Origin of the sequence: Streptomyces sp. NBC_01506 (genome assembly GCF_045040295.1) — a bacterium.
GTDB lineage: Bacteria > Actinomycetota > Actinomycetes > Streptomycetales > Streptomycetaceae > Streptomyces.
Genome location: NZ_CP109422.1, coordinates 1,421,105 through 1,441,386, shown reverse-complemented (window position 1 = coordinate 1,441,386; position 20,282 = coordinate 1,421,105). Strand labels below are relative to the sequence as shown.

Sequence of the window (20,282 nt, the reverse complement as noted above, 5' to 3'; positions counted from 1 at the left end):
CAGAACGCCCGCGGACGCGAGTGCGAGTGCGAGTACCGACCGAGCCGACGCCGTCGACATGGTGGCGCTGGACGAGGTGGTGTCGTTCACCTCGGAGCTGATCCGTATCGACACGACCAACCGGGGCAACGGCGACTGCTTCGAGCGCCCCGCCGCCGAGTACGTCGCCGAGCGGCTGGCCGCCGCCGGACTTCAGCCCACCCTCCTCGAACGCACCCCCGGCCGCACCAACGTGGTCGCGCGCATCCCCGGCACCGACCCGACCGCCGACGCGCTCCTGGTCCACGGCCATCTGGACGTCGTACCGGCCGAGCCCGCCGACTGGTCCGTGCACCCCTTCTCCGGCGAGGTCAGGGACGGCGTCGTGTGGGGGCGCGGGGCCGTCGACATGAAGAACATGGACGCGATGGTGCTCTCCGTCGTCCGCGCCTGGGCCCGCTCCGGGGTCCGGCCGCGCCGCGACATCGTGCTCGCGTACACGGCGGACGAGGAGGCCAGCGCGATCGACGGCTCCGGCTTCCTCGCCGACCACCACCCGGAGCTGTTCGAGGGCTGTACGGAGGGCATCAGCGAGTCCGGGGCGTTCTCCTTCCACGCCGGGCACGGCATGACGCTCTACCCCGTCGGGGCGGGCGAGCGCGGCACCGGCTGGCTCAAACTCACCGCGCACGGCAGGGCCGGCCACGGCTCCAAGGTCAACCGGGCCAACGCCGTCAGCAGGCTCGCGGAGGCCGTCGCCCGTATCGGCCAGCACCGATGGCCGGTCCGGCTCACGCCCACCGTCACCGCCGCCCTCAAGGAACTCGCCGCGCTGCATGACATCGACGCCGACGTCGACGCCGAGCACTTCGACGCGGACGCCCTGCTCGCCAAGCTCGGCCCCGCCGCCGCCCTGGTCGAGTCGACCGTGCGCAACAGCGCCAACCCGACGGTCCTGGAGGCCGGTTACAAGGTCAATGTGATCCCCGGTCAGGCCGTGGGCTATGTCGACGGGCGGATGCTGCCCGGTGGCGAGGACGAATTCCGCGCCACGCTCGACCTGTTGACCGGACCCGACGTCGACTGGGAGTTCAACCACCGCGAAGTCGCCCTCCAGGCACCGGTCGACTCCCCGACGTACGCCAAACTCCGCGCGGCCGTCGAGCGGTTCGACCCGGCCGGGCACGTCGTGCCGTACTGCATGTCGGGCGGCACGGACGCCAAACAGTTCTCCCGTCTCGGCATCACCGGCTACGGCTTCTCACCGCTCAAGCTGCCCGTGGGATTCGACTACCAGGCGCTGTTCCACGGCGTCGACGAGCGCGTCCCGGTCGACGCCCTGCACTTCGGAGTCCGCGTTCTCGACCACTATCTCCAGACCGCGTAGAGGGAGTTGGGCATGGAGCAGCCGAGACCCTACGGCTCCTGGCCGTCACCGATCGACGCCACGCTCGCCGCCTCGCACGACGGGCGGCCCGAGTTCGTCGGCACGGTCGGCGACGAGGTGTGGTGGACGGAGCCGCGGCCCGCCGAGGGTGGCCGGCGCGCACTCGTACGCGGCCGGTCCGACGGCGGTGAGGATTCGGTCCTGCCCGCCCCGTGGAACGTGCGCAGCAGGGTCATCGAGTACGGCGGCAAACCCTGGGACGCGGCGGTACGGGCCGACGGCTCCACCCTCGTCGTCTTCGCCCACTTCCCCGACCAGCGGCTCTACGCCTACGAGCCGGACGGCGACGGGCCCCCGCGCCCGCTCACCCCGGCCCCCGCCCCGGACGGCCGGCGAGGCGGCACCCTGCGCTGGGCCGACCCGCGACTGGACCTCGCCAGCGGCGAAGTCTGGTGCGTACTGGAGGAGTTCACCGGCGAAGCACCCACCGATGTGCGCCGCGTCCTCGCCGCCGTCCCGCTGGACGGCTCGGCCGCCGACGACCGTACGGCGCTGCGCGAACTGACCGACGACCGGCACCGCTTCGTCACCGGACCGCGCGTCTCGCCGGACGGCCGGCATGCCGCCTGGATCGCCTGGGACCACCCCCGAATGCCCTGGGACGGCACGGAGTTGCTGCTCGCCGATGTGACGGAGGCGGGCGCCTTCGAGCAGGTGCGCACCGTCGCCGGGGGCCCGCTGGAATCGGTCGCACAGGTGGACTGGGCGGCGGACGGCTCACTGCTGTACGTCTGCGACCCCGGCGACTGGTGGCGCTTGTACCAACTGCGGCTCGACGCGTCGGCGCCGCTGGGAGTGCGGGCGCCGGTGCTGCTGAGCCCCGCCGTGGAGGAGGAGTTCGGCGGGCCGCTGTGGAAGATCGGCCTCCAGTGGTTCGCGCCGATGGACGACGGCATGATCGCCGTCGTCCACGGCAAGGGCGCCACCGCCCTTGGCGTACTCGACCCCGAGACCGGCCAGCTCGCGGACGCCGCCGGGCCCTGGACCGAGTGGGCCGCCACCCTCGCCGTCCGGGGGTCGCGCGTGATCGGTGTCGGTGCCAGCCCGCGCAGCGCGTACGAGATCGTGGAGCTGGACACCACGACCGGGCGGGCCCGCGCCATCGGCGCACGGCGGGACGACCCGGTGGACCCCGTGTACTACCCCGAGCCACAGATCCGTACGTTCACCGGCCCGGACGACCGCGAGATCCACGCCCACATCTACCCGCCGCACAGCCCCGACCACAGCGCGCCCGGCGACGAACTGCCGCCGTACGTGGTGTGGGCGCACGGCGGCCCGACCAGCCACGCCCCGCTCGTACTCGACCTGGAGATCGCCTACTTCACCTCGCGCGGCTTCGGCGTCGCCGAGGTCAACTACGGCGGCTCCACCGGCTACGGGCGCCAGTACCGCGAACAACTGCGCGAGCAGTGGGGCGTCGTGGACGTCGAGGACTGCGCGGCCGTCGCCCGCGCCCTCGCCGACGAGGGCACCGCCGACCCCGCGCGGCTCGCCGTCCGGGGCGGCAGCGCCGGCGGCTGGACCAGCGCCGCCTCGCTCACCGGCACCGACGTCTACGCCTGCGGCACCGTCATCTACCCGATCCTCGACCTGGCCAACTGGACGCAGGACGGGACCCACGACTTCGAGTCGCGCTATTTGGAATCGCTCGTCGGCCCCGTCGCCGACGTCCCGGCCCGCTACCGCGAACGCTCCCCGATCAACCACGTCGACCGGATCACCGCCCCGTTCCTGCTGCTGCAAGGGCTGGACGACGTGATCTGCCCGCCCGTCCAGTGCGAACGCTTCCTCGAACAAGTGGCCGGGCGCGGCGTCCCGCACGCGTACATCACCTTCGAGGGCGAGGGCCACGGCTTCCGTAAGACAGCCACCATGGTCCGCGCGCTGGAGGCGGAACTGTCCCTGTACGCCCAGACGTTCGGGATCGACCGCCCCGACGTCCCGGTGCTGGAGCTGAAGACATGACCCCCGTCGCCCCGCTGATCCGCCCGCCCCGGCCGCGCCCCGGCGCGAAGGTCGCCGTCGTCGCGCCCAGTGGCCCGGTGCCCGCCGACCGCCTCGAAGCGGGCCTGGACATCCTGCGGGGCTGGGACCTCGATCCCGTCGTGGCACCCCATGTCCGGGACACCCACCGGGAGTTCGGCTATCTCGCGGGGACGGACGAGGCACGCGCCCGCGACCTCCAGGACGCCTGGTGCGACCCGACGATCGACGCCGTCCTGTCCGCGCGCGGCGGCTACGGCGTCCAGCGCATGGTCGACCTGCTCGACTGGGACGCCATGCGCGCCGCGGCCCCCAAACCCTTCGTCGGCTACAGCGACATCACCGCGCTGCACGAGGCGTTCGCCGTACGGGCGGGCGTGAGCACCCTGCACGGCCCCATGGTCGCGGCGCTGACCTTCCTCAAGGACCCGGCCACCCAGGAATCCCTGCGCGCGACGCTCCTCGAACCCGAGACGGTCCGCGTCATCGGCCTCGACACGGCGCACGGTCTGATCCCCGGCCGGGCGCACGGCATCACCCTCGGCGGCTGCGTCAGCCTCCTCGCCGCCGACCTCGGCACCCCGCACGCCCGCCCGTCCGCCGCCGGGGGACTGCTGCTGATCGAGGACATCGAGGAGGAGCCGTACCGGCTGGACCGGATCCTCACCCAACTCCTGCGCTCCGGTTGGCTGGACGGCGTCGCCGGGATCGCTCTCGGCTCCTGGGCGGACTGCGGCCCGTACGACGACGTACGCGCCCTGATGCTCGACCGGCTCGGCGGCCTCGGCGTCCCGGTGGTCGAGGAGCTGGGCTTCGGCCACGGCCCGACGAACCTGACGGTCCCCCTCGGCGTCCCGGCACTCCTGGAGGCGAGCGCCGACACGGGGACGCTCACGCTTCAGGTGCCGGCGCTGACCTAGCGCGGCGGCCGGTTCGCGCGGCCGGCACCTGGCGGGCCTTACGCTGACGCGATGCCCGACATCACCACCCCCGCGTCCGAAGGCCCACGCACGCGCGTACGCCCGTATCGGTACGAGGACGCCGACGAGTTCGCCGCATCGGCCCGCGACAGCGGCGAACTGCACCACCCCTGGCTCTTTCCGCCCCGCACGCCCGAGGCGTACGTCGACTACGCGAGCGCCGTCATCGAGGACCCCACCAAAGCCGGTTTCCTCGTCTGCGACCTGGCCGACGGCCGCATCGCGGGCTTCGTCAACATCAACGACATCGTCCGTGGCGGCTTCCTCAACGGAGCGCTCGGCTACGGCGCCTTCGCCCACGCCGCCGGGCGGGGCCTGATGCGCGAAGGGCTCGGCCACGTGGTGCGCCACGCGTTCGGACCGCTCGGACTGCACCGGCTGGAGGCCAACATCCAGCCCGCGAACGCCGCCTCGATCGCGCTCGTGCGCGGCACCGGATTCCGGTACGAGGGCTGTTCGCCCAACTTCCTGCGTATCGACGGAGCCTGGCGCGACCACGAACGCTGGGCGATCACCGCGGACATGATCCGTGCCACCACGCCCGGCGGGATCAGCGGCGGCCCTTCCGATTGATCTTCATCGTGTCCATGTCGGTCACGGTCGACCGCAGCTCCCCGAAGCCGACGCCCGTACCCCCGGCCAGCGCCGTGAGCGCCGTCTGCGCCCGGTCCTCGGCGAGCACCGCCGCCATCTCCGCGCCGTCGGCCGCGTCGGACACCACCACGAAGCGGTACGAGAAGTGCTTCAGGACCCGGTCGTAGGTGAGCGACCCCTCGGGCGTGAACCGCATCTGGCCAAGACCGTGCTCCTCGACCTCGGCGAGCAACCACGCCCGCGCGGCGTCCGTCAGCTCCTGGAAGGTCCCGCGCACGATCACCCGGTACGTGTGCTGCGTGGTCATGGAGGCGCCGCCTTCTTCCCGAAGATCCTGTTTGGAGAACGAGCGTACGACGCGCAGGATGGTCCGCATGCGCAATATCGTGGTGATCGACGCCCCCTCCAACCTTGGCCTGCGCCCGCCCGCCCCCGGCACCGTGCCCGGCTGCTACAAGCTCGCCGGTGCCATGCGTGAGCAGGGGATCGTGCGGCGGCTCGGTGCCTTCGAGGGCGGGGTCGTGGTGCCGCCCCGCTACGACCGGGGCGACTGGAAGGAGGGCGACGGGGTCTTCAACGCCGCTGCCATCGCCGCGTACACACCCAAGCTCGCCGACCGGATCGAACACCACGTACGGGCCGGAGACTTCCCGCTCGTCCTCGGCGGCGACTGCTCCATCCAGCTCGGCGCCTCGCTCGCGCTGCGCCGCATCGGGCGGTACGGCATCGCCGCGATCGACGGCTCCGCCGACTTCCGGCACACCGGGAACTCCGACGCCGTCGGCGCGGCGGGCGGCGAGGAGCTGGCCATCGCCACCGGGCGCGGCCAGCGCGACCTCAGCGACATCGAGGGCCTGCGCCCCTACGTCCGCGACGAGGACGTACGCCTCTTCGGCATCCGCGACTACGACGAGGACCGCGAGGAGCTGGCCCGGCTCAAGATCCCCACCGTGTCCGTCGGCGAGTTCCGCGAATGGGGCGGCGCCGACCTCGCCGGGGCCGTCCTGAAGACGTTGGAGACCCCCGTCACGGACGGCTTCTGGGTGCATCTGGACGCGGACGTCCTGGACCCCGAGGTGATGCCCGCCGTCGACGCCCCGGACGCGGGGGGACTGCTCCCCGACGAGCTGGAGGCGCTGCTGGGCGTCCTGGTGCGCTCGGAGCGCTGCGTGGGTCTCAACCTGACCATCTACGACCCCGACCTTGACCCGGACGGCACCGCCGGCGCGCTGCTCGCGGACATCGTTGTGGCGGCCCTCACCCAAGACTGATCTCCAGGTGCTCTGTTCGGCGCGCACTCGACCGTGTTCCATGGTCATCGGGTGCGCGCCGGCCAACCGAGCCGCCGGCGGCCCCCGCGAGCGAAGCGAGGTTTGCCTGTGGCCACGAGCGTGCGACGTGCCGTACTGACCCTGCCTGCCGCCCCATTGGGGCCGGAGAACCCCCTGCCCGCGCTCCGGCCGCTCGACGAGACGCACTCGATCGACGAGCGCGCCAAGCGGGACCTGCCCCGCGACATGGCGCGCCAGATCGGCTACGAGCCGCTGCGCACCCTGCTGCCGGTGCGCGTCCTCGACGGCTACGGACGCGACCGCGTGCCCACCGGCTTCGACACGATCGTCATCGAGAACGACCACCTGCGGGCCACGGTCCTGCCCGGACTCGGCGGCCGGATCCACTCCCTGCACCACAAGCCCACCGGACGTGAACTGCTCTACCGCAACCCGGTGTTCCAGCCCGCCGACTTCGCGCTCAACGGAGCCTGGTTCTCCGGCGGCATCGAGTGGAACATCGGCGCCACCGGTCACACCACCCTCTCCTGCGCCCCGCTGCACGCCGCGCTGGTGCCCGCGCCGGACGGCGGCGAGATGGTCCGGCTGTGGGAGTGGGAGCCGCTGCGCGGACTGCCCTTCCAGGTCGATCTGTGGCTGCCCGACGACTCAGACTTCCTGCACGTCGGCGTACGGATACGCAACCCGCACCAGGGTCCCGCGCCCGTCTACTGGTGGTCCAACATCGCCGTCCCCGAGGACGAGCACACCCGCGTCATCGCCCCCGCCGACGAGGCGTGGCACTTCGGGTACGAACGGAGCCTGCGCCGCGTCCCGGTGCCCGAGTACGACGACGCCGACCGCACCTACCCGCTGCGCGGCCAGTACCCGGCCGACTACTTCTACGAGGTCCCCCTCGGCGCCCGGAAGTGGATCACCTCGCTCGACGCGGCCGGCCACGGGCTCGTCCAGACGTCCACGGACACCCTGCGCGGACGCAAGCTCTTTCTCTGGGGCGCCGGGCGCGGCGGCCGGCGCTGGCAGCGGTGGCTCACCGAACCGGGCACCCCCGGATACGCCGAGATCCAGGCCGGGTTGGCGCGCACCCAGCTCGAACACGTCAAGCTTGACGGCCACGACGACTTCAGTTGGCTGGAGTCGTACGGTCCGCTGGAGGCCGATCCCGGCACGGTCCACGGCGCCGACTGGGGCGCGGCCCGCGCGGAGGTCGACGCCCGGCTCGAACGCGCCCTGCCCCGTGCCGATGTCGACGCCGCGTACGAGGCGTGGCTGCCGCACGCGGACACCGAGCCCGGCGAACGGCTCGCCACCGGCTCCGGCTGGGGCGCCCTCGAAGTCATGCGCGGCACGATGAGGGGCGGCTACCAACTGCCCGGCACCCCCTTCGACGAGTCGATGCTCGGCGAGCAACAGGCGCCGTGGGTCGAGCTGTTCACCCAGGGCACGTTCCCGAAGACGCGAAACGCCGAGCCGCCGGGGCCGACGCTCGTCGCCCCGCACTGGCGCGACATGCTGGAGACGGCGCCCGCCGAGCCGCTGACGGAGTATCACCTCGGTGTCACGCAGTGGCACGCGGGCGATCTGGCCCAGGCGGTACGCAGTTGGGAACGCGGACTCCAACTGGCCACCTCCCGCTGGCCGTTGCTCCGCTGCCTGGCCGTCGCCGACCGCGAGGGCGGCAACCCGGAGCGGGCCGCCGACCAGTACGCGGACGCCTTCGACGACCTGTGCGCCCGGCGCGTGGACGAGGACGAGTCCTGGACGGCGGCCACGGCGTCCCTGGCACGCGAGGCGATCGCCGCGCTGCTCGCCGTCGACCGCCCGCGCGAGGCGCGCCGCGTCTGGGACCGGCTGCCGCGGGAGACCCGGCAGCGCGGCGTGTTCCGGCTGATGGAGGCTCAACTGCTGCTCGCCGAGGGCGAGAAGGCGGCGGCACGCGCGCTGTTCGACGCGGGCTTCGAGGTGGCGGACCTGCGCGAGGGCGCGGAGACGCTGAACGAGGTGTGGGCGTCTTTGACGGACGATCCGCTGCCGGAGGCGTACGACTACCGGATGCGGCCGGCGGCCGGGTGACGATCGAGCGCGGTACGGGCCGTCCGTACCGCGCTTCGACATGCCGTGCCACGCGCGTGAGAACCGGGGTGGGCCCGCCCCGTCAGCCGCTCTGGACCGGGTTGCGGTCCACGTACTCGAAGACCGAGCCGTCCGGGTGGACCGCGATCAGGTTACGGCCCGCCGGGGTGGGGACCGGGCCCGCGAGGACCTGGGCGCCGACGCCCGTGAGCGCGGCGTACGCCTCGTCCACGTCCTTGACGGCGATCGTGGCGGTGACCTTGCGCAACACCTCGATCTCCTCGGCAGGGCCGCTCATCAACAGGAAGCAACTGACGGCGGCGACAGAGACCCCGCCGCGCTCGAAACGGAGCGCGGGGCTACCGGTCAGCCGTTCGTAGAACGCGACCGAGGTCTCCAGGTCGTCTACGCAGATGCGCAGCGTGGTTCCCAGGATTTCCATACGGGTGAGGGTAGCGAAGCACCGTTCTCCGTGACCATGAACCTCGGGGAACCAACCCTCATACCCGGCAAAGGATTTCGCCGTGCGGGACCATGAACCACGCGTCCGGGTCGGTGTCCCAGGCGCGCCACGCCTCCGCGATCCGGGCGAGCCGTTCGGCGGTCGCGTGGCCGCCGCGTACGGCCAGTTCCGCGTACACCGACTCCGTCGTGCGCTCCGCCCACAGACCGCTCCACCACGCGCGTTCCTCCGGGGTGGCGAAGCACCAGGCCGCCGCCGTGGACGTGATGTCGGTGAAGCCCGCGACGCGGGCCCAGGAGCGGAGCCGGCGGCCCGCGTCCGGTTCGCCGCCGTTCGCGCGGGCGACGCGGCGGTACAGCTCCTGCCACTCGTCCAGCGCCGGCGACGACGGGAACCAGGTGAACGCGCCGTAGTCGCTGTCGCGGGCCGCGACCGTGCCCCCGGACCGGCACACACGGCGCATCTCGCGCAGCGCCTGTACGGGGTCCCCGACGTGCTGGAGCACCTGGTGGGCGTGGACGACGTCGAAGGATCCGTCCGGGAAGTCCAGCGCGTGGACGTCGGCGACCGCGAAGCGGACGTTGTCCAGGCCGCGCGCCGCGACCGTCTCGGCGGCCCGCTCCAGCACGTCCGCCGCCGTGTCCACGGCGGTCACCGTGCCGGGCGCCACCAGCGCGGCCAGATCGGCCGTGATGGTGCCGGGGCCGCAGCCCACGTCCAACACGTTCATCCCGGAACGGAGTTCGGGGAGCAGATACGCCGCCGAGTTCGCCGCCGTGCGCCAGCGGTGCGAGCGCAGGACCGACTCGTGGTGGCCGTGGGTGTAGACGGCGCTCTCTCGTGCCATGACCGGGCTCCCTCTCCTGAAGTGGTCCCGTCACGGTACGCCGCGATGTCGGAATATGAGACCCGTGTCTCGCGATGTGGTCACTCGTGGGCCGTCCGGTGCCACTGCCCACGTGTGAGCGCGTACTCCACATCCCCCTGCTCCGAGCCCTCGATGACCTCGGGCCAGTCCTCGAAGTACGTACGGACGAACATCAGCCCGGCCTTCTCCAGCACCCGCCGGGACCCCGTGTTGACCGTCATCGTGTTCGCCGTCACCCGCTCCGTGCCCAGCTCGGCGAACGCCTTGCGTACGAGCGCGCGGGCACCCTCCGTCGCGTACCCCCGGCCCCATACGGCCCGGTGCAGCCGGTAGCCCAGCTCCACCACCCGCCAGTCGGTGTCGTTGAGCGGCTTCAGCTCGAACCAGCCGAGCCACTGGCCGGTGGACCGCTCCTCGGCGGCCCAGAAGCCGCGCCCGAGGAGGCGGGGCAGGGCCTCCGCGCGGAACGTGTCGGGCGCGGCGGGCACGCCGCCGTCGATGAAGCGCTTCACGCCGGGGTCGTTGTCCAGCGCGAGGAGGCGGTCGAGGTCGGCCTCGACGCACTCACGCAGCCGAAGGCGCGGGGTTTCGAGGAAGACAGGGGGTGCGGATTCCATGTCCGTGATCCTCGGCCCCGGACTGTCGGCCCGCCACCGATTTGCGCGGTGGTCAGCGGTGGTGAGCGGCGGTCACTGGAAGGCGCGCGGGCGGTAGACCGTCAGCCCCTCGTTCGCCTTGTCGACGGTCAACTCGACCGGCGACTGGGCCACTTCGCCGTCGAACGCCAGCGGCGTGCCGGGGGCGATCCCCTTGATCCGTACCCGCCGCATCCGCTCCGCCGCGTGCACCGGCGACCGGCTCAGCGGACCGGCCGCCGCCGCGGCCAGCAGCCGAAGGCCCGGGAAGCCGCCGCCGTGCACCACCCGTACATCCAGCAGACCGTCCGCCAGGTCGAGCCGGTGGCCGGGTGTGAACCCGAAGCGCTGATAGATGCCGTTCCCGGCGAACAGCATCCACAGCGACCGCCGCCGGCCCTCGAACTCCGCCTCCACCTGATGATGGCCGCGCAGCACCCGCACCGCCGCCAGCACCCCGGCGGGCCAGCCGCCGATCCGTGGCGCCCAGTGCTCGCGGACCCGCACCAGCTCCGGATAGACACCCAGACTGAAGGTGTTGAGGAAGTGCCCGCTCACCCCGTCGGGCCCGGTGAACCGGCCGAGGTCCACGCGGACCGCGTCACCCGCCGCCATCGCGCGGCACGTGTCGTGAAAGTCCTCGATCCCGAGGTCGTACGCGAAGTGGTTCAGCGTGCCGCCGGGGAACACCGCCAGCGGCAGCCCGTGCCGGGCGGCGACCGCCGCGGCGCGGTTGACCGTGCCGTCACCGCCGACGACGCCCAGCGCGCGGCACCGCCGCACCGCCTTCGCCAGCTCCGTGTTCACCTCCCCGGGATCGCACTCCACGAACTCCGCCCGCGGCAGGGCGTCGCGCAGCGCGCCCGCGGCGTCCGAGGAGCCCGACGCGCGGTTGACGACGATCACCATGTCCTCGCCGTCCGGCAGGGCCGGCGCCTGCGCGTACGGCCGGCCCGGCGAGGGCAACTGGGAGCGGGTCGGCACGATGCCCCGTACCGCGAACGCCGCCCCCACCCCCAGCGCTGCGCCCACCAGCACGTCGCTCGGGTAGTGCACGCCCGTGTAGACGCGGGAGGCCGCGACGGAGAACGCGACCGGTGCCACCACCGCGCCCCAGCCCTTCGACTCCAGGGCGACACCGGCGGCGAAGGCGGCGGCCGACGCCGCGTGCCCGGACGGGAAGGAGGTGGTGAACGGCTGCCGCTTCAGCCGCCTTATCAGCGGTACGGCGTCCAGGACGGGCCGTCGGCGGCCCACCGACCGCTTGCCGACGGTGTTGATGGCCGCCGACGCGACGGCGAGCGAGGCCACCCCGCGCAGGGCCGCCCGCCGTGAGCGCTGCCCGCGCCCGAGGAGCGCGATGGTGGCGGCGGCGCCGAACCACAGGAGACCGTGATCGGCCGAGCGGCTGAGCCGGGGCAGCACCGGCTCGGCACCCGGCCAGTGCCGGTCCGCCGCCGACCGGAATACCTGCTGGTCCAAGCCCTTGAGCAGGGCGGCGACCCGGCCGCGCGTGGTGGGATCGGTCGGGGTGCGGCCCGCGTGGATGTCAGACATGGAACGCGGGTACCCCGTACCGCGCGGTGCCACGCAGGAACCGGTACGGGAGCCGGAGCCGGTCGCGCCCGGTCGCGCCCGGTCGCGCCCGGCCGGATCCTGGCGTCGGACTGGCGTTCGGACTCGCGTTCGGCCGGGCGGCCGGGGAGAGTGGAGTACATGAACGATCCACTGCTTGACCGGCACGGCGAGGCGCTGGACCTCTTCACGGACCGTGTACACGCCGTCCGCGCGGACCAGTGGGGCGCGTCGACGCCCTGCGCCGAATGGTCCGTACGCGACCTGGTCAACCATCTGACGGCCGAGCAGCTCTGGGTGCCCCCGCTGGTGAGCGAGGGCCGGACCATGGCCGAGGTGGGCGACGCCTTCGACGGCGACGTCCTCGGCGACGACCCGGTCGCCGCCTGGGACCGCGCCGCGGCGGCGGCGCGCGCCGCGTTCGCCGAGCGGGGTGCGACGGACCGCACCGTGCGGCTCTCGTACGGCCCGACACGGGGCGGCGCCTACTGCGCGCAGATGGTGCTCGACGCCGTGGTCCACACCTGGGACCTGTCGCGCGGGATCGGCGTGAACGAGCGGCTGCCGGGACCACTGGTCGACTACGCGCTGGCGGAGGTCGAGCCGTACGCGGACAGCCTCTCGCAGAGCGGCCTGTTCGACGCCCCGCTTCAGCCACCACCGGGCGCCGACGCCCAGAGCCGTCTGCTGGCGATGCTGGGCCGCGCGATGTAGGCGCGTACCCCTCAAGGGCCGGACGGCCTCGTGGCCGGTGAGCGCGGGAGGTGGCGGGCATGGGGGCGACAGGGACGAAGAGGACGGCGGGGACGGCGGGGACGGCGGGGGCGACAGACGCGGCGGGGACGGCGGGGGCGGTTCACGAAGGACGCGGTCCCGTACGGTACGGGCCCCTGGCCCCGGACGCGGGCCTGCCCGCGCTGCCCGAACTCGTCGCCGTACTCGCGGACGCGGCGGGAGGGACCTCGCCCGAGCCGCCCGGCGGCGGCCCCGTCCTGCGGGAGGCCGCCTGCGGCTACTGGTCGAGGCGCGGTCTGCCCACACATCCCCAGGAGGCCGCCGCGGCGGCCGGCCCGCAACCGCTGCTCCTGGCACTGCTCGCCGCGCACGGCGGGGACATCCTGATGCCCCGCCCGCACCCGGCGTCCTGGGCGCCGCAGGCCAGACTCCTGGGCCGGCCCGTCTTCCAGGTGCCGACGCCCGCGGAGTGCGGCGGCATACCCGATCCGTACGCCTTCCTGGAGACGGTGCGCCGGGTACGGGCGGAGGGAGGCACGCCGCGGCTGCTGCTGCTCTCGATCGCCGACGACCCGACCGGCACCGTCGCCCCGCCGGAACTTCTCAGGGAGGCGTGCGAGGCCGCGGTCGGCGAGGGCCTGCACATCATCAGCGACGAGACCTGGCGCGACACCCTGCACCGGCCGTACGGGACGGTGCCGCTCAGCCCGGCCGAGATGTGGCCCGAGGACGTCACCGTCTTCTTCGACCTGGCGGGCGCGTTCACCCCGGCGTCGTGGCCCGCCGCCGTCGCGCGCTTCCCCGCGACGTCCGGCGGCGCCGTACGCCGGGCCAGGACGCTGGACCATCTCACCGCGCTGGGCGCGCTCGTCGCCGGGCCGGTCGCCGCCGCTGCCGCCTACGCGCTGGACGAACCGGCGGCCGTGACCGGGCGGATCGCCGCCGCTGCCGCGCTGCACGCGCGCGTGGCCGGAGCCGTACACCATGCAGTCCTGACCGCCGGGGCGCTGGCCAGGCCGCCGCAGGCGGGGCGCCATCTCTACGCGGACCTCGGGCCCGTACGCCGCGCTCTGGCCGCGCGAGGGGTCGGCGACTCCATGGAACTCGAGGAGTTCCTGGGCGAACGGCTGGGCATGCCCGTCCCCGGCGGACACCGCTTCGGCGACGAACTGGGCGCGCTGCGGGTGCGGCTCGCCACCGGACCGCTGCTCGGGTCGACCCGTGAGGAGCGGATGGAGTCCCTCACCGCGGTGGAGCCCCTGGAATTGCCGCATGTCGCCGAAGCACTGAGCATTTTGACGGCGGCCCTGACAGAACTGCGTGAACCGCTCGAACCGCTCGAACCGCGCTGAACGGAGCTTCGATGACGGATCGGACCGATCGGACGGACCTCACCGCACGCGGGCGCGCCACGGCCCCCACACCCCCGGCCCCGGCCGACCCGGCCGGCGGCGCGCCACGCCCGCTCGGTGAGGTCCGCCGCCACTGGCCCCGCTCCTTCGCCCACCGGCTCACCGCCCCGCTGCCCGGTGTCCGCGCGATGGCGCGGCTCGCCCGCGAGGGCGCCGCGCGGCCGGGACGCGGCGCGCTCGACGCCGTCCCGCTGCTGCCCTTCGAGCCGGGGCCGCTGCCCGCCGTGGACGCCGGAACCGTCGCCATCACGTGGGCGGGGCACGCGAGTTGGGTCATCCGTATCGGCGGGCTCACCGTCCTGACGGACCCGGTATGGTCGCGCCGGATCCTCGGCACGCCCGCGCGGATCACTCCTGTCGGCGTCCGCTGGGAGGATCTGCCGCCCGTCGACGCCGTCGTCATCAGCCACAACCACTACGACCATCTCGACGCGCCCACGCTGCGGAAGCTGCCGAGGCGCACCCCGATGTTCGTCCCCGCCGGTCTCGCCCGCTGGTGCCGGCGCCGCGGCTTCACCCGTGTCACCGAGCTGGACTGGTGGGAGGCCGCCGAACTGCCCGCAGTCGACGCCATCGGTACCCGCACCCGCACCGTACGGTTCGACTTCGTCCCGGCCCACCACTGGTCCAAGCGCACCCTCACCGACACCTGCCGCTCGCTGTGGGGCGGCTGGGTGCTGAGCGACGGGACGACCGGCCGGCGCGTCTACTTCGCCGGGGACACCGGCTACGGGCACTGGTTCAAGGAGATCGGCCGCCGTCACCCGGGCATCGACCTGGCGCTGCTGCCCATCGGGGCGTACGAACCGCGCTGGTGGCTCAGCGACGTCCACGCGGACCCGGAGGAGGCCGTACGCGCCTGCCAGGACGTGGGCGCGCGGAACATGGCGCCCATGCACTGGGCGACGTTCCTGCTCTCGGCCGAGCCTGTGCTGGAGCCGCTGGAGCGGGTCAGGGCGGCGTGGGAGCGGACCGGGCGACCGCGCGAGCAACTGTGGGACCTGCCGGTGGGGTCCTCACGCCTGCTGACCGTCCGGCCCTGATATCGCCGGACCCTCCGACGCCGCCGCCGGACCACCGTCCGGTGTGCCCTTCCCTTCCGACCCGTCCGGCCCGCCCGATCCCTTGCCGTGCCCGCGCAGCCTGCGCCACACCGTGGGCCCGCCGCTGATCAGCACCGTCAGCGCCACCGCCGCGACCACGCCCTCCCACGCCTCGTCGAACAGCGACCCGCCCAGGATCCCGATCAGTTGGTACGTCGCCGCCCACGCCAGGCACGCGGGCAGCGCGCCCTTGACGAACCGCATCGTCGACCATCGGCTGAGCAGACACGCCAGCATCACCGGGATCCGCCCGGCGGGCACCAGTCGCGACAGCACCAGCACCGTCACACCGTGCTCCCGCAGTTTGCGCTGCGCCTGTTCGAGCGTGTCGTCCGCGACCCGCCGCTCCAGCGCCGCCAGCCAGCGCGAGCCGTTCTTCGAGTTGACCCCGCGCCGCCCCAGCCAGTAGAGCGCTATGTCGCCGAGGAACGCCGCGAACGACGCCACGACGAATATGTAGAGCAGCGCGAGCGGCGCCGTCTGATGGAAGGCGACCACGGCCGCCGAACTCACCACGGCGCCGGTCGGCACCACCGGCACCAGGGCCCCCAGCGCCACCAGCAGGAACAGTGACGGATAGGTGACGGCCTGCTGCGCGGACTCCGACGGCAGTTGGCTCATGAGCTGGTCGATCACAGGGTGGCCCCCGGCCGCACACTCTCGCCGTGCTGAAGCCGGTGCACGGCGACTTCGGGCGCGCGCCGGGCCGCCAGGCGGACGAACTCGTCGCCCGGCGAATGGAATTCGTGCGGTCTGATCCCGTCCATGCCGATCGGCCAGAACGTGCCGTAGTGCACCGGCACCGCGGCGCCGGGGGCGAGCCTGGTCAGCGCCTCGGCCGCCCGGTCGGGGTTCAGATGACCGAGGCCCAGATGCGGCCCCCAGCCGCCCACCGGCAGCAGCGCCACGTCGACCGGGCCCACGACGTCCGCCATCTCGTCGAAGAGGCCGGTGTCGCCCGCGAAGTACGTCCGGCGCTCACCGATGATCACGAAGCCCAGCGCGGGAGCGAGGTGCGGTCCCACCGGCAGCCGCCGCCCGTCGTGGTACGCGGGCACCGCCCGTACCCACAGCGGCCCGATCTCCACCTCGTCGCCCGCGTCGACCTCCGTGATCCGCAGACCGCCCCTGCCTCTGACGGCGTCGAGCCGCCGCAGTCCGGGAACCGCCCGCCGCGTGCCGCGCGGCACGATCAGCCGGGTGCCCGGCGCGAGTTTCGCCAGCGACGGCAGATGCAGATGGTCGGAGTGCAGATGCGAGACCAGCACGGCGTCGGCGACGGCCGCCTCCGGCGGCGGCACGTCACCGCGCCGGCGGCGCAGATGAGCCAGGCGGCGCGCGAAGAGGGGGTCGGTCAGCACCCGGACACCGGAGTCCTCGACCGTGCAGGTGGCATGACCCCACCAGGTGATCACGTTTCCCAAAGCGCGACCTCAACTCCGTCCGTATCCAGCTCTCAGCGTACGGCGGACCGGCGCCGGACGGGCGGCCGACGGCTTGCGACTCCGCCCCCGCGCGCCCGAGGGCGTGCGCCCGTGGACATCTGTGCGCCCGCCCATGCCCGGAACGCGCCTCCTTAAGAAGGGCCGACCGGAGTAGGGTCGTCGAACACCGGGGAACAGGGGGCGGCTTCGGGGGAGTGGTCGGATGCGGTTGAGCGGGGGGCCGGAAACATGGGCGATTTACGAGTGGCGGCTATAGCCAGCCTCACCCCGCTCGAGGAGCTGGACTGTGAGCCGTTCCTGGTCGACATCCGCGGTCAGCAGGCGATGTGCGCCCGCTGGGCCGCGGACAAGGGGTATGTCGTCACACGACAGTTGCTTCTCTACGGGATGCGCTCCGACCACTGCGGACTCTGGGTCGATGTCGAAGCCGGGGTGATCGACGCCTTCGTCGTCCCGAACGAGCGGGTGCTCGACCGCGCGTTCGCCTCCGTCCCGGACTTCTACGCCGAGTGCGAGCGTCGCGGCGTCCCCCTGGAGACCGTGGGGACGGACGAACCTTCGTACGACGCGACGTCCAAGGCCAAGGTCCACCGCAGGCTCTCCATGCCCACCGCCGGGTACGACGGCTGCTGAACCCGTCCCCCCGGCCCCGCGACGCCCCACCCCTCACAATCCGCCGCCTCTTAAAGAAGACCGGCTCCACCGCGCGCTGTGCAAGGCTGTGCATCAAGCCCGTGGACGTGTGCGGGCCCTGGACGTGAGGTGAAGACGCGGTGTTCAAGGGGCGATGGCGGACGGCCGGCAGGGCCCTGGTGCGGGTGATCGTCGTATGGGCGGTCTCCACCCTGACCATGCTGGCGCTCGCCGGCATCCTGCCCGACTTCCAACTCCAGGGCACCGACGACAGCCTCACCAGGACCGCGCTCACCGCCGCCTGGGGAGCGGGAGCCTTCGGCCTGCTCAGCGCGCTCGTCTGGCCCCTCCTGGTGCGCGCCCTGCTGCTCGTGTCCGCCCTGGTGCTCGGTCTGCTGGTCTTCTTCCTCAACGGCTCGCTGCTGCTGGTCGCGCTCAAACTCACCCCCGCCGGCGGGGGCACCGCCAACGCCGAGAACGCGATCGTCGTCGCGGCCGTCATGTCCGCCGTCGCTTCGGCCACCTCCACCGCGCTCGCCGTACGCGACGACGACGCCTACCGGCGCCGGCTCTCGCGCCTCGCCGGACGCCGCCGGCGCCGCAGCGGTCAGGACACCGCCTACCGCCGCTCCACGGCGTCGCCCGGCACGGTCTTCCTCCAGCTCGACGGCGTCGGACACCAGGTGCTGCTCGACGCGGTCGCCGAAGGCCATATGCCCACCGTCGCCAACTGGCTCGGCGAGCGTCCCACCCACCGGCTCACCCCCTGGCGCACCGACTGGTCCAGCCAGACCGGCGCCAGCCAGCTCGGCATCCTGCACGGCAGCAACCACGACGTCCCCGCCTTCCGTTGGTACGAGAAGGAGAGCGGCCGGATCATGATCAGCAACCGGCCCGCAGGCGCCGCCGAACTCCAGCGCCGGGCCGTCGAGCACACCCGCGACGCCGGGCTCCTCACCCTCGACGGCGCCAGCCGGGGCAACCTCTTCAGCGGCGGCGCCGACCAGCTCGCGCTCGTGCTGTCCATGGCCGCGCGGCGCGGCCGGGCCACCCGCTCCCGGGCCGGCTACTTCGCGTACTTCACCGACCCGGCCAACGCCGTCCGTACGGCCGTCTCCTTCGTCGCCGAGGTCGGCCGGGAGATCGGCCAGTCGACGCGGGCCCGGATCCGCGGCGACCGGCCGAGGGTGGGCCGGGGCGGGCTCTACCCGTTCATCCGGGCCTTCGCGACCGTCGTGGAGCGCGACGTCGTGGTCGCGGCGGTGATAGGGGACATGCTGGCCGGTCGCGCCGCCGTCTACGCCGACCTCGTCGCGTACGACGAGGTCGCCCACCACTCGGGACCGCACAGCCGCGACGCCATGCGGGTCCTGGAGCGGCTGGACCGCTCGATCGCGCTGCTGGCCAAGGTCGCCGACCACGCCCCGCGCTCGTACCGCCTCGTGCTGCTGTCCGACCACGGCCAGAGCCCCGGCGAGACCTTCCTGGGCGTGTACGGGCTCACGCTCCGGGATCTCGTACGGGCCGGCTGCGGGCTTCCGGTGCCGCGCCGCGCGGTGCGCACCAAGAGCGGCGCCGAGGCGCGCGACGCGGCCCGTGACGCCGTACGGACAGCGCTGCACCGCCCCGTCAAGGACGGCGACGAGGGCGAGACCGGCGACGAGAAGCGCTCGGCCCGTGGCTCCGACCCGATCGTGCTCGCCTCCGGGAATCTGGGGCTGATCTCCTTCCCCGACGTCCCGGAGCGGATGACCCGCGAGCAGATAGACGAACGCCACCCCGCGCTGCTGCGGACCCTCGCCAACCATCCGGGCATCGGCTTCCTCCTCGTAAGAAGTGAGGCCAACGGCTCCGTGGTGCTCGGCCCCGCGGGGGCGGAGATCCCCGTCGCCAAGCTGGACGACACGGGGCTGCTGGCCACGATGGGGCCGGGCGCCGCCGACGCGGTCCGGCGCACCGACACCTTCCCCCATGTCGCGGACATCATGGTCAACTCGATGTACGACCCGGCGACGGGCCGGGTGCACGCGTTCGAGGAGCAGATCGGCTCCCACGGAGGACTCGGCGGCGAGCAGTCGAACGCCTTCCTGCTGTCGCCCCTGACGCTGCCCGCGCCCGTCCCCGGCGACGGCGAGCTGGTGGGCGCGGAACGGGTCCACGCGGTGCTGAAGGGCTGGCTGTACGACGGGGTGGGACCGCAGATCCCCCTCGGCCCGACGCCGGCCACCAGGTCCGTGCCGCGCAAGGAGACGGAACCGAGCGCCGAGGCGACGTAGCGCGGTGGCCGGGGAGCCTGGGCCGTGTCACGCGGCTCGTGGGCCGCGCCTGGCCTCGATCGCCGGACGGGCCACATGTGCGGCCCGTCCGGCGATCGAGAACGACAGCTAGGACCTGTCCTGTCCTTCTCCGCGCGGTTCGGTGGTCCGGCCCCCGGCAGGGCCGGCCGGGGCCGCGGTGGGCGCGGTCGTCGGGGTCTTGGTCTCGTGTTCGGTGGAGCGCGCCGCCTCGGCGCGCAGCAGGGCGTTGAGTACGGCGAAGGGGTCGATGGGCATGGCTGTGTCCTCGCGGTGCGATGGGGGCTGACCGGCTGGTGGGGTCGACGGGCACGAGGCGTGCCGGACCTCTCAGCAGCGCAGCACCGCACAACGGGCGGGGGGTGGCAAGGCGGGTCCGTTCCCCGACGGGGCGACGGCTCCTCCGTAACGAGGACGCGACGGTCGACGCCCGGTCCCCGCACGAGGGCCCGCCGCCCCGCGCCTGTTCGGCCGGGCCTGCGCGGGCTGCGCCGCCATCGCCGTGTCGTGGTGCCCCTCTCCCGCGGGCTCGGGCGGCGTCGACGCGGCCGGCCGGGGTTCCGTGCCGCGGGCGGCCGAGGCGCACGGGTCCAGCGACATCCCGAGGAGGGCGAGCAGCGCCAGCAGCAGTACGGCGACACGCACGGGGGGACGGCCCGCCGTGGCGGGCCGGGCGCTGCGCGGTTCCGGGGCGCTGTTCACGGGATGCACGACCTCCTGATCGTGCATCCTGTGCCCGCGAACGCCGCCGTGCGCGCCGGGAGGCCG

Annotated in this window: 20 protein-coding genes; 11 read left to right on the top strand and 9 right to left on the bottom strand. The window is 73.4% G+C overall.

What is annotated here, in order from left to right:
* Positions 1 to 58 precede the first annotated feature (58 nt).
* From OG329_RS05890 to OG329_RS05875, 4 genes are read left to right on the top strand one after another with little or no spacing between them, the layout of a single operon-like run.
* Entirely contained in the window at positions 59 to 1,366 is a 1,308-nt protein-coding gene (locus tag OG329_RS05890) for a M20/M25/M40 family metallo-hydrolase (RefSeq protein ID WP_405801668.1), read from the top strand.
* A gap of 12 nt (positions 1,367 to 1,378) precedes the next feature.
* Positions 1,379 to 3,394, top strand: a complete 2,016-nt coding sequence (locus OG329_RS05885; RefSeq protein ID WP_405793253.1) for a prolyl oligopeptidase family serine peptidase — start codon at positions 1,379 to 1,381, stop codon at positions 3,392 to 3,394.
* Positions 3,391 to 4,332 carry an LD-carboxypeptidase gene (locus tag OG329_RS05880; RefSeq protein ID WP_405793252.1) on the top strand — a complete coding sequence of 314 codons (942 nt, stop codon included), beginning with the start codon at positions 3,391 to 3,393 and terminating at the stop codon, positions 4,330 to 4,332. Before OG329_RS05885 ends, OG329_RS05880 begins: the two co-directional genes overlap by 4 nt.
* Positions 4,333 to 4,383: 51 nt before the next feature.
* The gene (locus tag OG329_RS05875) at positions 4,384 to 4,965 is read left to right on the top strand and encodes a GNAT family N-acetyltransferase (protein ID WP_405793251.1); all 582 of its coding nucleotides are present in this window, start codon (positions 4,384 to 4,386) and stop codon (positions 4,963 to 4,965) included.
* Here the strand turns inward: OG329_RS05875 and OG329_RS05870 are convergent.
* Entirely contained in the window at positions 4,943 to 5,293 is a 351-nt protein-coding gene (locus OG329_RS05870; protein ID WP_405801667.1) for a DUF6204 family protein, read from the bottom strand. The genes OG329_RS05875 and OG329_RS05870 overlap by 23 nt on opposite strands.
* A gap of 67 nt (positions 5,294 to 5,360) precedes the next feature.
* Between OG329_RS05870 and OG329_RS05865 the strand changes: the two genes are divergently transcribed.
* Together OG329_RS05865 and OG329_RS05860 are read left to right on the top strand one after the other, a co-directional pair.
* Positions 5,361 to 6,257: an arginase family protein gene (locus tag OG329_RS05865; protein WP_405793250.1), complete on the top strand. Its 897-nt coding sequence runs from the start codon at positions 5,361 to 5,363 to the stop codon at positions 6,255 to 6,257.
* Positions 6,258 to 6,365: 108 nt separating this feature from the next.
* Positions 6,366 to 8,351 (top strand): DUF5107 domain-containing protein, encoded by a 1,986-nt coding sequence (locus tag OG329_RS05860; protein ID WP_405793249.1) that lies wholly within the window; start codon positions 6,366 to 6,368, stop codon positions 8,349 to 8,351.
* Positions 8,352 to 8,433: 82 nt separating this feature from the next.
* Here the strand turns inward: OG329_RS05860 and OG329_RS05855 are convergent, their stop codons facing one another.
* The 4 genes from OG329_RS05855 to OG329_RS05840 form a co-directional block, all read right to left on the bottom strand.
* Complete coding sequence (locus OG329_RS05855; RefSeq protein ID WP_383637496.1) at positions 8,434 to 8,793, bottom strand: VOC family protein; 360 nt, start codon at positions 8,791 to 8,793, stop codon at positions 8,434 to 8,436.
* Positions 8,794 to 8,851: 58 nt separating this feature from the next.
* Positions 8,852 to 9,661 carry a class I SAM-dependent methyltransferase gene (locus OG329_RS05850; RefSeq protein WP_405793248.1) on the bottom strand — a complete coding sequence of 270 codons (810 nt, stop codon included), beginning with the start codon at positions 9,659 to 9,661 and terminating at the stop codon, positions 8,852 to 8,854.
* An 80-nt stretch (positions 9,662 to 9,741) separates the two neighbouring features.
* Complete coding sequence (locus tag OG329_RS05845; RefSeq protein WP_405793247.1) at positions 9,742 to 10,299, bottom strand: GNAT family N-acetyltransferase; 558 nt, start codon at positions 10,297 to 10,299, stop codon at positions 9,742 to 9,744.
* A gap of 72 nt (positions 10,300 to 10,371) precedes the next feature.
* Positions 10,372 to 11,874 (bottom strand): bifunctional phosphatase PAP2/diacylglycerol kinase family protein, encoded by a 1,503-nt coding sequence (locus tag OG329_RS05840; protein ID WP_405793246.1) that lies wholly within the window; start codon positions 11,872 to 11,874, stop codon positions 10,372 to 10,374.
* 159 nt (positions 11,875 to 12,033) lie between these two features.
* Between OG329_RS05840 and OG329_RS05835 the strand changes: the two genes are divergently transcribed.
* From OG329_RS05835 to OG329_RS05825, 3 genes are read left to right on the top strand one after another with little or no spacing between them, the layout of a single operon-like run.
* On the top strand, positions 12,034 to 12,606 hold the full coding sequence (locus OG329_RS05835) for a TIGR03086 family metal-binding protein (RefSeq protein ID WP_405793245.1): 573 nt from the start codon (positions 12,034 to 12,036) through the stop codon (positions 12,604 to 12,606).
* A 59-nt stretch (positions 12,607 to 12,665) separates the two neighbouring features.
* On the top strand, positions 12,666 to 13,979 hold the full coding sequence (locus tag OG329_RS05830; RefSeq protein WP_405793244.1) for an aminotransferase class I/II-fold pyridoxal phosphate-dependent enzyme: 1,314 nt from the start codon (positions 12,666 to 12,668) through the stop codon (positions 13,977 to 13,979).
* Positions 13,980 to 13,990: 11 nt separating this feature from the next.
* Entirely contained in the window at positions 13,991 to 15,082 is a 1,092-nt protein-coding gene (locus OG329_RS05825) for an MBL fold metallo-hydrolase (RefSeq protein WP_405793243.1), read from the top strand.
* Here the strand turns inward: OG329_RS05825 and OG329_RS05820 are convergent.
* Positions 15,056 to 15,763, bottom strand: coding sequence for a DedA family protein (locus tag OG329_RS05820; RefSeq protein WP_405801666.1), 708 nt, complete (start codon positions 15,761 to 15,763; stop codon positions 15,056 to 15,058). The genes OG329_RS05825 and OG329_RS05820 overlap by 27 nt on opposite strands.
* A gap of 11 nt (positions 15,764 to 15,774) precedes the next feature.
* Positions 15,775 to 16,566 (bottom strand): MBL fold metallo-hydrolase, encoded by a 792-nt coding sequence (locus tag OG329_RS05815; RefSeq protein WP_405793242.1) that lies wholly within the window; start codon positions 16,564 to 16,566, stop codon positions 15,775 to 15,777.
* Between the two features lie 249 nt (positions 16,567 to 16,815).
* Here OG329_RS05815 and OG329_RS05810 point away from each other — a divergent pair, with 249 nt between their 5' ends.
* Both OG329_RS05810 and OG329_RS05805 read left to right on the top strand, forming a co-directional pair.
* Positions 16,816 to 17,220, top strand: a complete 405-nt coding sequence (locus OG329_RS05810) for a hypothetical protein (protein ID WP_405793241.1) — start codon at positions 16,816 to 16,818, stop codon at positions 17,218 to 17,220.
* A 140-nt stretch (positions 17,221 to 17,360) separates the two neighbouring features.
* The gene (locus OG329_RS05805) at positions 17,361 to 19,496 is read left to right on the top strand and encodes a phage holin family protein (RefSeq protein ID WP_405793240.1); all 2,136 of its coding nucleotides are present in this window, start codon (positions 17,361 to 17,363) and stop codon (positions 19,494 to 19,496) included.
* Positions 19,497 to 19,604: 108 nt separating this feature from the next.
* Here the strand turns inward: OG329_RS05805 and OG329_RS05800 are convergent, their stop codons facing one another.
* Both OG329_RS05800 and OG329_RS05795 read right to left on the bottom strand, forming a co-directional pair.
* Positions 19,605 to 19,772 (bottom strand): hypothetical protein, encoded by a 168-nt coding sequence (locus OG329_RS05800; protein ID WP_405793239.1) that lies wholly within the window; start codon positions 19,770 to 19,772, stop codon positions 19,605 to 19,607.
* Positions 19,773 to 19,844: 72 nt separating this feature from the next.
* Positions 19,845 to 20,216, bottom strand: coding sequence for a hypothetical protein (locus OG329_RS05795; RefSeq protein ID WP_405793238.1), 372 nt, complete (start codon positions 20,214 to 20,216; stop codon positions 19,845 to 19,847).
* Between the last annotated feature and the right edge of the window lie 66 nt (positions 20,217 to 20,282).

Coding starts and splice junctions, on each gene's coding strand:
- OG329_RS05890 (WP_405801668.1), top strand. CDS start 59: ATGGTGGCGCTGGACGAGGTGGTGTCGTTCACCTCGGAGCTGATCCGT.
- OG329_RS05885 (WP_405793253.1), top strand. CDS start 1,379: ATGGAGCAGCCGAGACCCTACGGCTCCTGGCCGTCACCGATCGACGCC.
- OG329_RS05880 (WP_405793252.1), top strand. CDS start 3,391: ATGACCCCCGTCGCCCCGCTGATCCGCCCGCCCCGGCCGCGCCCCGGC.
- OG329_RS05875 (WP_405793251.1), top strand. CDS start 4,384: ATGCCCGACATCACCACCCCCGCGTCCGAAGGCCCACGCACGCGCGTA.
- OG329_RS05870 (WP_405801667.1), bottom strand. CDS start 5,293: ATGACCACGCAGCACACGTACCGGGTGATCGTGCGCGGGACCTTCCAG.
- OG329_RS05865 (WP_405793250.1), top strand. CDS start 5,361: ATGCGCAATATCGTGGTGATCGACGCCCCCTCCAACCTTGGCCTGCGC.
- OG329_RS05855 (WP_383637496.1), bottom strand. CDS start 8,793: ATGGAAATCCTGGGAACCACGCTGCGCATCTGCGTAGACGACCTGGAG.
- OG329_RS05850 (WP_405793248.1), bottom strand. CDS start 9,661: ATGGCACGAGAGAGCGCCGTCTACACCCACGGCCACCACGAGTCGGTC.
- OG329_RS05845 (WP_405793247.1), bottom strand. CDS start 10,299: ATGGAATCCGCACCCCCTGTCTTCCTCGAAACCCCGCGCCTTCGGCTG.
- OG329_RS05840 (WP_405793246.1), bottom strand. CDS start 11,874: ATGTCTGACATCCACGCGGGCCGCACCCCGACCGATCCCACCACGCGC.
- OG329_RS05835 (WP_405793245.1), top strand. CDS start 12,034: ATGAACGATCCACTGCTTGACCGGCACGGCGAGGCGCTGGACCTCTTC.
- OG329_RS05830 (WP_405793244.1), top strand. CDS start 12,666: ATGGGGGCGACAGGGACGAAGAGGACGGCGGGGACGGCGGGGACGGCG.
- OG329_RS05825 (WP_405793243.1), top strand. CDS start 13,991: ATGACGGATCGGACCGATCGGACGGACCTCACCGCACGCGGGCGCGCC.
- OG329_RS05820 (WP_405801666.1), bottom strand. CDS start 15,763: ATGAGCCAACTGCCGTCGGAGTCCGCGCAGCAGGCCGTCACCTATCCG.
- OG329_RS05810 (WP_405793241.1), top strand. CDS start 16,816: ATGGGCGATTTACGAGTGGCGGCTATAGCCAGCCTCACCCCGCTCGAG.
- OG329_RS05800 (WP_405793239.1), bottom strand. CDS start 19,772: ATGCCCATCGACCCCTTCGCCGTACTCAACGCCCTGCTGCGCGCCGAG.